The organism is Crenobacter intestini (genome assembly GCF_004919095.1).
Lineage (GTDB): Bacteria > Pseudomonadota > Gammaproteobacteria > Burkholderiales > Chromobacteriaceae > Craterilacuibacter > Craterilacuibacter intestini.
On sequence record NZ_STGJ01000001.1, the window covers coordinates 317,119 to 329,701 of the forward strand.

The 12,583-nt window shown below is 69.7% G+C and carries 10 protein-coding genes; 6 read left to right on the forward strand and 4 right to left on the reverse strand.

The window, feature by feature from the left end:
* Positions 1-66: 66 nt before the first annotated feature.
* From E5K04_RS01405 to E5K04_RS01420, 4 genes are all read right to left on the reverse strand, one after another.
* Entirely contained in the window at positions 67-2,532 is a 2,466-nt protein-coding gene (locus tag E5K04_RS01405) for a hypothetical protein (RefSeq protein ID WP_136551114.1), read from the reverse strand.
* Positions 2,533-2,726: 194 nt separating this feature from the next.
* The gene (locus E5K04_RS01410; protein WP_136551115.1) at positions 2,727-3,872 is read right to left on the reverse strand and encodes a branched-chain amino acid ABC transporter substrate-binding protein; all 1,146 of its coding nucleotides are present in this window, start codon (positions 3,870-3,872) and stop codon (positions 2,727-2,729) included.
* Positions 3,873-3,917: 45 nt separating this feature from the next.
* On the reverse strand, positions 3,918-5,180 hold the full coding sequence (locus E5K04_RS01415) for an NAD(P)/FAD-dependent oxidoreductase (protein ID WP_205700261.1): 1,263 nt from the start codon (positions 5,178-5,180) through the stop codon (positions 3,918-3,920).
* A 2-nt stretch (positions 5,181-5,182) separates the two neighbouring features.
* Positions 5,183-6,184 carry a 4-hydroxyproline epimerase gene (locus tag E5K04_RS01420; protein ID WP_136551116.1) on the reverse strand — a complete coding sequence of 334 codons (1,002 nt, stop codon included), beginning with the start codon at positions 6,182-6,184 and terminating at the stop codon, positions 5,183-5,185.
* Between the two features lie 293 nt (positions 6,185-6,477).
* On the opposite strand from E5K04_RS01420, the gene E5K04_RS01425 reads away from it, so the two are divergent.
* From E5K04_RS01425 to E5K04_RS01450, 6 genes are all read left to right on the forward strand, one after another.
* Positions 6,478-7,380, forward strand: a complete 903-nt coding sequence (locus tag E5K04_RS01425; protein ID WP_136551117.1) for a dihydrodipicolinate synthase family protein — start codon at positions 6,478-6,480, stop codon at positions 7,378-7,380.
* Positions 7,381-7,444: 64 nt separating this feature from the next.
* Positions 7,445-8,146, forward strand: a complete 702-nt coding sequence (locus E5K04_RS01430) for a GntR family transcriptional regulator (RefSeq protein ID WP_136551118.1) — start codon at positions 7,445-7,447, stop codon at positions 8,144-8,146.
* Positions 8,147-8,243: 97 nt separating this feature from the next.
* Positions 8,244-9,332: a polyamine ABC transporter substrate-binding protein gene (locus E5K04_RS01435; protein ID WP_136551119.1), complete on the forward strand. Its 1,089-nt coding sequence runs from the start codon at positions 8,244-8,246 to the stop codon at positions 9,330-9,332.
* 13 nt (positions 9,333-9,345) lie between these two features.
* Positions 9,346-10,464, forward strand: a complete 1,119-nt coding sequence (locus tag E5K04_RS01440; protein WP_136551120.1) for an arginase family protein — start codon at positions 9,346-9,348, stop codon at positions 10,462-10,464.
* Between the two features lie 247 nt (positions 10,465-10,711).
* Positions 10,712-11,158, forward strand: a complete 447-nt coding sequence (locus E5K04_RS01445) for a LexA family protein (protein ID WP_136551121.1) — start codon at positions 10,712-10,714, stop codon at positions 11,156-11,158.
* Positions 11,140-12,426 carry a Y-family DNA polymerase gene (locus E5K04_RS01450; RefSeq protein ID WP_136551122.1) on the forward strand — a complete coding sequence of 429 codons (1,287 nt, stop codon included), beginning with the start codon at positions 11,140-11,142 and terminating at the stop codon, positions 12,424-12,426. The genes E5K04_RS01445 and E5K04_RS01450 overlap by 19 nt, the downstream gene beginning before the upstream one ends.
* Positions 12,427-12,583 lie beyond the last annotated feature (157 nt).

Consider the following 12,583-nt stretch of genomic DNA (forward strand, 5'->3'; position numbering starts at 1 on the left):
TGGGCCGCCCGCTGGCCACCCGCCGCGCCGCGCCAGCGTGGCGCGGCCATCCTTCTTGCCGCAGCCTCAGGCGCCGCCGGCTGGCGGTGCGCCCCGGTCGCTTTCGGCTGCCCCGGCGTAAAGGCCGCCGGAGGGCAGGCTCACCTCGTCCGAGCCCAGGCACTGCCCCATGCGCCGGCCAAACTTCGCCTTGAGCGCTTCGAAATGGCCGCACAACAGCGCCGCGTCCTTGCCGCTGCTGCGCACCGGCGCATGCAAGAAGTCGAGCAGCCTGCCGGTCGCGGCCGTCAGCCGGGCGTCGAACAGGCCGGCACCGCCTGCCGCGGCGAGCCGCGACAACTGTTCGAGCAAGTCGGCCAGCGCCCGCACGTGGCCGAGCAGACGCACTTCGCGCACCGAGCCGTTGCCCGAGCCCGCGCCGATCTGCAGGAACTTCTTGAGGTAGTCGTGCAGCGCGGCACGTGCGGCGCCCGCCTCGGCCGGCTTGCCGTGCGCCGCGCACTCGAACTGTACAAGCATCATCTCCAGCCTCAGGGTGTCGACGCCGATCTTGCCGTACCTGGCCGTCGCCGCCTTGCACGCCTTCATCGGCAGCAGCACATGGCCCGCGCAAAAGCCGACGGGGGTGGTCACCGCGACGTCTACGAGCGCGATGTCGCCGATGTGCACGCCCTCAAGCGCCTCCTCCAGCGCGCCGGGCTCGAGCCCCTGCAGGATGTGCCGGGTGAAGGTGTACGGGTTGGCGTTGAGAAAGCCCAGCAGCGTCGCCTCGGCCTCCGCGCTGTCCACGCCTGCTGCCGCGTCGCGGCTGCCCGTCTGGCCCTCCAGATGCGCGGCGGGCCGCCAGGCGAGGTCCTTCTGGCCGTGGGCGCCGACCACGCAGCCGCGGCAAAGCCTTTGCTCTGCTTCGAGCAGCGCGACGGCAGGGGCGGCGTACGCGTCGGCGTCGCGGACCTGCAGCCGGGCGCGGACTTCGTCGAAGCCGAGCGTGCCCAGCGCGACGCCGCCCAGCTTCAATTCGCCGTTGCCGTTGGCCACGCGCACGCCGGTGATGTCCGCGACGCGCACCGCGCGGCTGGTCGCAAACGTCCAGCTGACGTCCCGCTCGCCGTCGACCGATTCGCACACCAGCTCGACCGGGCCCTGCGTGGTCAGCAAGGCCGCCTTCACGTGCCGCCGCTTCTCCTCGTCGAATACTTGCCAGAACCGGCCCAGCGCGGCGGTGACGACGCTGCCGTCGTCGTCACCATCAAGCGCGGGCGTCACGCAGGCGCGCTGGCGGATCGCCTGCTCGGCCGTCGCGCCCGACAGGCGCACGGTCACGCTGACGCGTCCGGCCTCGGCGTCTTCCGGCGCTGCCGGCATGGCAGGCCACGCGCCAGGCCCCGCATCGGGGCGCAGGCGCAAGTAGCGGGCATCCAGCCGACGGACAAGCGCCCTGTCGGCGACGGCCGGCCGGATCAGCCACCAGTATTCGCCCAGCAGTTCGGCGCTGAAGTGCAGGGGTTTGAACGGCAGGAACAAAAGCGGCGTGAAGTCCTGCGCCGCGATGCTGACCCGGTAGTCGTTGAGCACCTCGAAGCACAGGGCGCCGGGGAGCGGCTGCGCCGCCTGATCGGCGCCGGGCCGGTACAGGGACGCGTTGTGCACGGTGCGCTGCTGCAGGTTGAGCGCCGAGGCGGCGAAGGCCTCGCGGTCTGCCTCGACGTCGGCTTCGACGTAACCGAGCGCGACGCCGCCGAAGACGACGGTGTCTGCCGCCACCACCGGGTTCGCGCCGCCGGCCGCGCCCGGGAAGCGGCCGGCCGTCGCCGCGGTGGCGGCCAGCGCGCTGCTGGCGCCGCACTGGTGCTGCAGGGCGGTCGCGCGCGCGACTTCGCCCGGCGCACTCCCGGCATGGCCCGCGGCCGAGGCCGGCCGCCCTGCCTGCGTAGCCGGCGAGGCGCCCGAAACGCTGCCCAGGCGCACGCCAAGCTGCACCCATTGCTGGCGGTACGTCACCGCGTAGCCCAGCGCGGCGGCGCCCGGCTGCGCGCCGTCGAAATTGAACAGCTGCCCGATGCGCGCCGGCGTCTGGCACAACACGCTCGAGTCCCTCAGCGCGCGCGCCCGGAAGAAACTGGTATAGCGCTGCACGCCCGCGCCGCCGCCCCCTGCCCGGCTGCTGCCCGCCACCAGCGCCTCGGCCTCGTCCAGCGCGGCGAAGGCGGCAAGGTCCGCCACCCTTGCCAGGCCCAGCCGCGCCAGCGCCGCCGCCTGCCGCGCGTCCACCCCGGAGAGCACGGCGCACGGGGCGTCGAGCAAGGCATCCAGCGGTTTGCCCTGCCAGGCCGGCCCGACATGGCCTGCCACCTCTTCGCGGCCAAGCAGGCCGGCCTCGGCGGCGCGCAAGGCGCGCGCATGGCGGAACGGCGGGTAGGCCAGCAGCTCGGCGACGCTGGTGATGCCCAGCTCGCCGAGGGTTTCGCGCGCGGCGCTGCCGAGCGTCCCGAGCGCGTGCAGGCTGAGGCGGGGAATCTGCAAAGGGTCCATCGCGTGCGCTCCGCCTGCCCGGTCGCAGGTTCAGGGTGCCGGGCGGGGTGTGCCGCAAGACTGGCCCGGTTCACGCAACCGGCCCGGCAGGTCAGAAGAAGGCGCCTGCCGCGCGCCAGCACAAGGGCGGGCGATGGCAGGCCGGGCGCCCCGCACCGGGGCGCCGTGCTTCGTTGTAGCCTGCCGCGCGGGTTTTACTGGACCACCGACTTGACCTTCCAGTCGTTGTTCTCCACCGAAGAGATGGTGACCGGCGCGTTCTTCAGGTTGCCGGCCGGATCGAAGCCGAAGTCGGCGGTCACGCCCTTGTAGCCGGTCTTGGCGATGTACGGCAGGAACTTGGCGGGGTCGGTCGAGCCTGCGCGCTTCATCGCGTCGGCGACGATCATCACACCGTCGTAGAACTGCGGCCCGAGCAGCACGACGTCCTGCTTGTAACGCGCCTTGTAGCGCTGTTCGAAGTCCTTGCCGGCCGGGCGCGCGCCCAGCTCGCCGCCGGCGACCGCCGAGTAGTGGCCGGTGGCGTCGGCGCCGGCCAGCTTGATGAAGTTCGGCGTGTTGAGCATGTCGCCACCCATCAGCCGCGCGTTGAGGCCCAGCCGCTTCATCTGGCGCGCCATCGGCGCGGCCTGCGCGTCCGCGCCGCCGTAGAAGATCACGTCGGGCTTTTGCGCCTTCAGGCTGGTGAGGATCGCGGTGAAGTCGTTCGCCTTGTCGTTGGTGTACTCGCGCTTGACGGGCTGCTTGCCCTGCGCGGCCAGCGACTTCACGAATTCGTCGGCGATGCCCTGCCCGTAGGCGGTACGGTCGTCGATCACCGCGATGCGCTGCGCCTTCAGCTGCTTGACCGCGTACTGGCCGAGCGAGCCGCCGATCTGGCTGTCGGAGCCGACCAGCCGGAAGGCGGTCTTGTAGCCGCTGGCGGTGTACGCCGGGTTGGTCGCCACCGACAGCTGCGGGATGCCGGCGTCCGAGTAGATGCGCGAGGCGGGGATCGACACGCCCGAATTGAAGTGGCCGATCACCGCCTTGACGCCTGAGTCGACCAGGCGCTGCGCGACCTGGGTGCCGACGCGCGGGTCGGCCTGGTCGTCCTCGGGCACCAGCTCGAACTTCACCTTCTGCCCGCCGATCACCAGGTTCTGCTTGTTGAGGTCGTCGATCGCCATCTTCGCCGCGTTCTCGTTGTCCTTGCCGTAGTGCGCCTGCGGTCCGGACAGCGGCGATGCAAAGCCGAGCTTGACCACGCTATCGGCGTGCGCGGCGCCGATCGCGAACGGCGCCATCATGCCGCCCAGCGCCAGGACCAGGTGAAGCTTGCGAAAAGCCTGCTGTGCCATGCTGTTCTCCTCCTCTTTCACACCAAGAATGGCCGCGAGGGCCGCCTAAAACCGGTCGAGTCGATACGGGTGGGGGTCGGTAGCCGTCGCCCGCCCCAGGATGTGTTCGGTCAGCATGGCGCCGGTGGTCGCCGCCAGCGTCAGCCCCAGGTGGCCGTGCCCGGTCGCGAAGTAGAGCCCGCGCACGCCGGGCGCCGGGCCGATCACCGGCAGGGTGTCGGGCAGCGACGGGCGGTTGCCCATCCAGACGCTCATGCCCTCGGTGTCGAAATCGCCGACGATGCGCCTAGCCTTGTCCAGCAGGATGTGCGCGCGCCGCCAGTCAGGCGGTGCATCGCGGTGCGCAAGCTCGACAGTGCCGGCCAGGCGCAGCGCGCCGCCTGCCATCGGCAGGATCACGAAGCTCTCGCTCGCGCACTGAATGAAATGGTGCAGCGGGACGCCTGCCCTAGGCAGCGTGACGTGGTAGCCGCGCTCGCTCTCCAGCGGCAGGCGGTAGCGCCCCTGCCGCGCGAAGCGGTCGCTCCACACCCCGCAGGCGATCACCACGCAGTCGGCCGGGAGCTGCCCGCCGGCGGTCTCGACGCCGCGTACACCGCCGCCCTCGCGCGAGATGCCAATCACCTCGTCCTGCACGAACAGCCCGCCCTCGCGCAGGAAGGCGTCGAACAGGCCGCGGGTGAAGAGATAGGGGTCGTCCACGTGCGACCAGTCCGGCACCTCGACGGCCACCTGCCATTCGGTCGCCAGCGCTGGCGCAAGCGTGGCAAGCGCGTCCCCGCCCAGCTTGCGCCAGCGCACGCCGTGCGCGCGCTTGGTCTGCCAGGCTGCTGCGGCGGCGGAGAATTCCGCCTCGTCGCGGTACAGCGTCAGGTTGCCGTGGCGGCGCCACAGCGTCCCGAGCCCCGCGCGCCCGATCAGGGGTGCGTAGTCGTCGTTGACCCGCCCCAGCAACGCGGCGAGCGCGGCGGTCAGCGCGGCCACCTTGCGCGGGCGGCTGGCGGCGACAAAGCGGGCAAGCCAGGGCGCGAGCGTCGGCAGGTAGCGCCAGCGCACCGCCAGCGGCCCCAGCGGGTCGAGCATCCAGCCGGGCACCCTGGCCAGCACGCCCGGCTCGGCCAGCGGGATGACGTCGCTGACGGCGAAGGCGCCGGCGTTGCCGTAGCTGGTGGCCATCGCCGGTTCGCCACGGTCGACCAGCACCACCTCGCAGCCGGCCAGCCGCAATTGCAGCGCGGTGGCGATGCCGACCACGCCGGCGCCGGCCACGAGCACCCGGCCGGGGCGGAGGCTTGCGCGCGCGTTCACCCTCAGCCCACCACGAAGCCGTGCACGTACGGGTCGGCGTCGTCGAGCAGGATGCGGTTGTAGCCGGTGGTCATCGCCCAGCCCTCGATGCCCGGGACGATGGCCGGCAGGCCGGCGACCTCGGTTTCCGCCTCGATGGTGCCGGTGAACTGGCTGCCGATGAGGCTCTCGTGCACCAGCACGTCGCCTGCCTTCATCAGGCCGCGCGCGTAGCGTTGCGCGAGCCTCGCCGAGGTGCCGGTGCCGCACGGCGAGCGGTCGAGCGCCGCCGCGCCGTACAGCACGGCGTTGGCCGCGTGCGAGCCGGGCTGCCTGGGTGCGCCGGTCCACTGCACGTGGCGCACGCCGCGGATGCCGGAGTCGAGCGGGTGCACGACGTCGTAGTGCGCGTTCAGGAAGTCGCGCAGCTCGTTGCCCATCGCCACCAGTTCGCCCGGCGTGTAGTCGGCCATGTCACGGTAGTTCTGCTGTGCCTCGACGATCGGGTAGAAGTTTCCGCCGTACGCGATGTCGACCTTGAGCCGGCCCAGCGCGCGGATTTCCACCTCGACGTCGCGCATCAAGAGGAAGGACGGCACGTTGGTGAGCTTCACCGACTTCACCTTGCCGCCTTCCTGCCGGTAGCGGGCGACGACCTTGCCGGCCGGGGTGTCGAGATTGAGCACGCCGGGCGTCGCCGGCTGGACGAGGCCGTGCTCGATGGCCATGGTCACCACGCCGATGGTGCCGTGCCCGCACATCGGCAGGCAGCCGCTGGTCTCGATGTAGAGCACCGCCACGTCGCAATCGTCGCGCGTCGGCGGGTAGAGGAAGGCGCCGGACATCTGCGCGTGGCCGCGCGGCTCGAACATCAGCCCGGTGCGCATCCAGTCGTAACGCGCCAGGAAGTCGAGCCTACGTGCGGCCTGGCTGTCGCCCGCCAGCGCCGGCGCGCCGCGGGTGACCAGGCGGACCGGGTTGCCGCAGGTGTGGCCGTCGATGCATTCGAATTCGGTGGTCGCCATCGCGTGAGCTCCTCGTGTGTGTCGTCTCACTCTAGGATCACGCGTTTTTGAATACAATCTAACGGCTTAAATTTGCTGAAATACAACAGCAACAAAACAACTGCGCCGACCAGAAATTCACAAATATACGTTACAAAACATGCACTTGATGCTGTGTCGTAAAAATACACCGCTTGATCAAGGCAGCCAACACCGCACTGAAAAAGCTGTTTTTGCATGCAAAGCCGTTGAATTTTGTATCCAGAAATACCAGCATGAAAAAGAGCTGCATTCCCCACGCAAGGAGCACTGCCATGACCCAACGCTGGAGCGGCGTCTTTCCCGCCGTCACCACCAAGTTCAACGCCGACGAATCGCTGGACCTGGCCGCGACCGTCCGCCATATCCGCTGGCAGCTCGATTGCGGCGCCGACGGCATCATCGTGTGCGGCTCGCTGGGCGAGGCGTCGACACTCACGGCCGACGAGAAGCTCGCCATCCTGCAGGCGGCCAAGGCAGTTGCCGGCGACAAGCCGGTGCTGCTGACTGTTGCCGAGGACAGCACCCGCGCCGCCTGCGCGCTCGCTGCCGCCGCCCACGCGCAGGGCGCCGACGGCATCATGCTGCTGCCGGCGATGCGCTACGTGTCGGACGAGCGCGAGACGCTCAACCACTACCGGCGCGTGGCCGGCGCGAGCCCGCTGCCGGTGATGATCTACAACAACCCGGTCGCGTACGGCGTAAACATCAGCCCCGACATGTACCGGGCGCTGGCCGCCGAGCCGAAGTTCGTCGCGATCAAGGAGTCCAGCGGCGACATCCGTACGCTGACCGACGTGATCAACGCGGTCGGCGACCGCTACGCGATCTTCTGCGGCGTCGACGACCTCGCGCTGGAGAGCCTGCTGATGGGCGCCGACGGCTGGGTGGCCGGGCTGGTGGTCGCCTTCCCCGAAGAGACCGTCGCCATCTACCGGCTCGCCCGCGCGGGCCGCTGGCTCGAGGCGCGCACGCTGTACCGCTGGTTCGCGCCGCTGCTGCACCTGGACGTCTCGATGAAGCTCGTGCAGAACCTCAAGCTGTGCGAGGCGAGGGTCGGCGTCGGCACCGAGCATGTGCGCGCGCCGCGCCTGCCTTTGGCCGGCGCCGAGCGCGAACGGGTGCTCGCCGTGATCGACGAGCGCCTGGCCTGCCGCCCCGCGCTGCCCGGGTCCTGAACGCAGGGCTGAATGGCCGGTGGCGGCTGTGGTAAGGTAGCGCCGCCCCGGCAAGGAAAACCGCATGACGCAGACCACCCCCGCCCCGCAGAGCCTGACCGCGATCGCCACCGACACCCTCCGCCAGCGCATCCTCGCCGGCGAGTGGTCAGACGGGGGGCAGTTGCGGCAGGAGGCGCTGTCGCGCGAACTAGGCATGAGCCGGGTGCCGATCCGCGAAGCGCTGCGCCAGCTCGAGGCCGAGGGGCTGGTGACCATCGTCGAGAACAAGGGCGCGGTGGTGTCGCAGCTGTCGCTGCCGGAAGTCGTCGAACTGCTGCACGTGCGCGTGCTGCTCGAGTGTGACGTACTGATGGCCGCCATCCCGCGCCAGACCAGCGCCGACCTCGCCGAGGCCGGGGCGCTGCTCGCGCGCTTCGAGGCCGCGCTGCGCGACGAGGACATCGCCGAATGGGGCATCCTCAACGCGCGCTTCCACCTCGCGCTCTACCGGGCGGCCGAGCGCCCGCAGATGCTGGCGCTCATCGAACAGCTGCACAACCGTACCGACCGCTACACCCGCATGCAGATCCTGCTGACCGGCTTCAGCGACCGCGCCCACCGCGAGCACGGCCAGCTGCTCGAACTGTGCCGGCAAAAGGACAACGTCAGCGCGGCCGCCTTCTTGCGCCAGCACATCCTCAACGCGCAGGAGGCGCTCGAGGCGTGGTACCGCGCGCAGGCGGCCCAGGCGCCGGCCAGACGCGCGCGCAAACCGGCCGCCTAGCCCCGACCGCCACGCACGACAAATTTGTATGGCATAAAGATTGCATCCATAGTCAAGGGAATGCCCCCGAACTCTTGACCGCAAAGGATGCGCCGCCATGGGAATCCGCACCACCGTCGCCGTCTGCCTCTCCACCTGCCTGCCGCTGTCGGCCCACGCTGCCGGCCAGCTCAACATCTACAACTGGGGCGAGTATTTCGCGCCGGACACCATCGCCAACTTCGAGAAGGAGTCGGGCGTGAAAGTCAGGCTCGACGTCTACGACAGCAACGAGGTGCTGCAGACCAAGATGCTGGCCGGCAACAGCGGCTACGACCTGGTCTTCCCGTCCAACGACTTTCTCGCCCGCCAGATCGAAAGCGGCGTCTACCGGAAGATCGACAAGCAGAAGCTGCCCAACCTGAAGAACCTCGACGCGGCCTTCCGCCCCAAGGTCGACGCGGTCGACCCCGGCATGCAGTACAGCGTGCCGTACATGTGGGGCACCACGGCGATCGGTTACAACGTCGACAAGGTGAAGAAGGCGCTCGGCGGCCAGTTGCCCGCCAACAGCTACGACCTCCTGTTCAAGCCCGAGGTCGTCGCCAAGCTGCAAAAATGCGGCGTCGCCTACAACGACGCCGGCAGCGTGATGTTCCCGATGGCGCTGCGCTATCTGGGCCGCGACCCGAACTCGACCAATCCCAAGGACTACGAAGACGCGGCGGCCGTGCTGAAGAAGATGCGCCCGTACATCCGACGGATGATCGCGACGCCGGTGATGAACGAGCTCTCCAACGGCGAAGTGTGCGTGTCGACCGGCTACTCGGGCGCGGTACTGGTCGCCAAGCTGCGCGCACGCGAGAACAAGACCGGCCAGAACATCGCCTACACCCTGCCCGAGGCGGGCGCGCCCTTATGGTTCGACAGCATGGCCATCCCCAAGGACGCGAAGAACGTCGAGAACGCGCACAAGTTCATCAACTACATCCTGCGCCCGGACGTGGTCGCGAACATCAGCAACGCGGTGATGTACCCGAGCCCCAACGCGCAGGCCGTCAAGCTGATGAGCAAGGAGCTGACCGGCGACCCGATGATTTTCCCGGACGCGCGCCGCATGCAGACCTTCTGGGTGCAGAAACCGTTCGACCCCGCCACGTTGCGCCTGCAGACCCGGCTGTGGCAACGCTTTAAGACCGCTAAATAAGGGAGGACGCACCATGCACACAGCAACCGGCCTGATCTACGACGAATTCTTCCTTGCGCACAACGCGGGCAGGCAGACCTACCGTGGCAGCGCGGGCGTGGCCGACGCCGGTGAGGAATTCGACACCCCGCTGCGGCTGACCTACAGCAAGGCGCTGCTCGACGCGACCGGCATGAGCGCGCGCCTGCGCCCCATCCCGTACACGCCGGCGGCCGACGCGGCGCTGCTGCGCGTGCATGCGCCGGCCTACCTGCAAACGCTGGCGGCCCGCTGCGCAGCCGCCGAGGAAGACGGCATCGAGCTGGGCGAAGACGCACGCGGCAACCGAGCGACCGAGCAGGTGGCACGCGCCGCCGCCGGTGCCGCGTGCGCGGCCGTCGACGCGGCGCTCGAGGGGCGCGTGCGCAACGTGTACGCGCTGATCCGCCCGTCCGGCCACCACGCCGGCCCCGACTACTCGATGGGCTACTGCTACTACAACAACGCGGCCATCGCCGCGCGCCACGCGCAGGCGGTGCACGGGCTTGCCCGGGTCGCGATCGTCGACTGGGACGTCCACCACGGCAACGGCACCCAGGACGTGTTTTACAGCGACCCGAGCGTGCTGTTCGTCTCGCTGCACGAGGAAGGCAATTACCCGCTGGAGGGCGGCAGCGAGCAGGAATGCGGCAGCGGCGCAGGGCTGGGCCGCAACGTCAACGTGCCGCTGCCCGCAGGCAGCGGCTACGCCGCGTACGCGCACGCGTTCGAGCAGGTGGTGATCCCGGCGCTCGAGCGCTTCGAGCCCGAGCTGATCATCGTCTCGGCCGGACAGGACGCCAACGCCTACGACCCGCTAGGAAGGATGCGGCTGACGCGGACGGGCTACCGCCGGCTCGCCGCCACCCTCGCCCAAGTCGCCGGCACGCTGTGCCAGGGGCGCCTCGTCTGCCTGCAGGAAGGCGGCTACAGCCTGCCCTACCTGCCGATCGCGACGCTGGGGGTGGTCGAGGGCATCACCGGCCTGACGATGGACTTCGACGACCCGCACCATGTCGACGACCGTCCGCTTGCCGCACATGAACAAGCCGCCGTCGAGCGCGCTGCCGCGGCGCAGGCCGCCTGGCTGCACGCGCGCGGCGCACCTGCCTGAACCACGGCCCCGCCCGCGCGGGGCCGTGCCCGGCAAACTTCAGCCCTGGCTGATATACACAGATTCTGTTGAAAACCCGGCCGCCACGGCGCCTGTCACCCCCGCAACCCTTGCCCCGCCTGCCTTGCACGCTCTGCCTGTTTTTTAGGCAAACGGCCGGCCATGCACGCCAAGACCGCCGCGCCGTTGCACGGCGGCGTTCGCTGCGGCAAACTTGAATAATGTTTCGCATTTCAAGATTGCCGCGATGACACCGCACCTAAACCCCGTCGCCCTCGCGCCGGCTGCCGCCACCACCGCGCTGATGCACGCGCGCGTGCAGGCGGGCTTCCCGTCACCGGCGGAGAGCTACGCCGCCGGCACGCTCGACTTCAACCAGTACCTGGTCGCCCACCCGCCGGCGACCTTCGCGCTGTACGCGGCGGGCGACTCGATGAGCGACGCCGGCATCGACGACGGCGACCTCTTGGTGGTCGACCGCGCGCGAGAGCCGCTGAGCGGCGACATCGTGATCGTGCAGCTTGCCACCGAATTCACCGTCAAGCGCCTGCGCAAGACGCCGGCCGGCCTCGAGCTGCATCCGGAAAACGCGCGGGTGCCCTACCCGATCCTGCGCCCGGGCGGCGATGAGGAATGGCGGCTCGTCGGCGTGGTCACCTTCATCATCAAGCACGCATGCCCACGTTCGCGCTGATCGACGGCAATTCGTTCTACGCCTCGTGCGAGCGGGTGTTCCGGCCGGACCTGGCCAAAACGCCGATCGTGGTGCTCTCAAACAACGACGGCTGCGTGGTGACCCGCACCCGCGAAGCGAAGGCGCTCGGCATCCGCATGGGCGCACCGTATTTCGAGGTCGCGCACCTGGAGCGCAAGGGGCTGCTAACGGTGTTCTCCAGCAACTACGAGCTGTACGCCGACATGAGCCGGCGCATGATGGACACCATAGCCTCGCTGGTGCCGCGCTTCGAGGTGTACTCGATCGACGAATGCTTCGCCGACCTCACCGGCCTGCCGGACGACCCGACCGACCTTGGCCAGCGCATCCGCGCGCGCGTCGAACAGTGGGTGGGCCTGCCCACCTGCGTGGGCATCGGCCCGAGCAAGACGCTGGCCAAGTTCTGCAACCATCTGGCCAAGCGGCACGGCAAGCTCGCCGGCGTGCTCGACTGGGGCGGCCTCAGCCCGGAACGGCAGGCGAAGGCGCTGGCGAGCGAGCCGGCGGCCGAGGTGTGGGGGATCGGGCGCCGTCTTGCCGAGCAACTGGCGGGCCTGGGCGTCCACAACGCACTGCAGCTTGCCCGCGCTGACCCCGCGCTGATCCGCCGCCGCTTCGGCGTGGTGGTCGAGCGGGTGGTGCGCGAACTCAACGGAGTCTCCTGCCTCGCGCTGGAGGACGTCGCGCCGCCGCGCCAGCAACTGGTACGCAGCCGCAGCTTCGGCAAGCTGCTCCACGAACGCGACGCGCTGGCCGCTGCGCTGGCCCACCACACCGCGCAGGCGGCACACGACTTGCGCGCGCAAGGCAGCGTGGCCGGCCTGCTTGGCGTGCAACTGCACACCCACCGCTTCCGTGAGCAGGACGCGCAGTACCACGCCTGCGACTGGCGGCCGTTGCCGGTGGCAAGCAGTGACACGCTCGCGCTCATCCGCGCGGCGCTCGCGCTGCTCGATCGGCTTTACAGGAAGGGCTACGCGTACAAGAAGGTCGGCGTGATGCTGGCCGAGCTGCAAACGGGCGCCACACGGCAGGCCGACTGGCTCGCGCCGGAGACCGACCCCGCACGCCTGGCGCTACTGGGCGCGCTAGACACCGTCAACCACCGCTACGGCCGCGGCACGCTCAGGCTGGGCGCCGAGGCGATCGCTAGCGGATGGCAGATGCGCCGCGACAAGCCGAGCCCGTGCTACACCACGCGCTTTGCCGAGCTGCCCAGCGCCGACGCCCGCATGCAGGACGAGTAAACCAGACGACCATAGCCAGCGCACATGCCAAGCGGCGCCCACTCGCTTCCGGGCCCAGATGCGAATGCCCTGCCTCATCAACCGGCACCGGATCCACGCACTCCTGCCATTTGCGCCGCGCCATACACATCGCGACAAGACGGCACGCAAGGGGGCC